The following is an 833-nucleotide window of genomic DNA, read 5'->3' as shown; positions in this document are numbered from 1 at the left end:
GTGCGCAGCCGCATGCGGAGATTGCCCGGTCGGATCAATGCGGGCGACGGAAGCCTTGTCGCGCGGATCGAGAAATCGCTCCCGTTCGGTCTGACCGGATCCCAGGTCCAAGCCATCGCCGACATCCGACGCGATCTCGTCGACGACAAGCGGATGCTGCGCCTGCTTCAGGGCGATGTCGGATCCGGGAAAACGGTCGTCGGGTTGTTGTCCATGGCGAGTGCCATCGAGGCAGGACGCCAGGCCGCGATGATGGCCCCGACCGAGATTCTGGCGAGACAGCACTATGAGCGGCTCGCCCCGCTCGCTCGCCAGAACAATCTGTCGATCGCGCTTCTCACTGGCCGAGACCGTGGCGCGGAACGCAAGAAAACTCTCGCCGGCCTGGCCGACGGCAGCATTCAGATCGCCGTCGGCACACACGCCCTGTTCCAGGACGATGTCGCGTTTCACGATCTCGGGCTCGCCGTCGTCGACGAGCAGCATCGCTTCGGCGTGCACCAGCGCTTGGCGCTCGGGGCGAAAGGGGCCGCGGTCGATATTCTCGTCATGACCGCGACGCCGATCCCACGCACCCTCGCCCTCACTTATTTCGGCGATATGGACGTGTCCGTGCTGAGCGAAAAGCCGGCCGGTCGAAAGCCGATTTCGACCAAGTTGATCTCGATCGAGCGTCTGGACCAAGTGACGGAAGCAATCGGCCGGGCGGTTGCGCAAAACGATCGCGTCTATTGGGTCTGTCCGCTCATCGGCGAGTCCGAGACTGTCGATCTCGCCGCTGCCGAAGACCGGTTCGAACATCTCCGGCAGGTCTTCGGTGATCAGGTGGGACT

At 63.7% G+C, this 833-nt stretch carries 1 protein-coding gene; it reads left to right on the top strand.

From position 1 onward, the window contains the following. On the top strand, window positions 1-833 hold an 833-nt coding region (locus tag AC1DT3_RS22975; protein WP_477467470.1), incomplete at both ends, for a DEAD/DEAH box helicase.

This window comes from Microvirga sp. P4_G7, from assembly GCF_056401005.1.
Note: the sequence above shows the minus strand (reverse complement) of the source record. Positions and strands in the feature narration are given on the sequence as shown.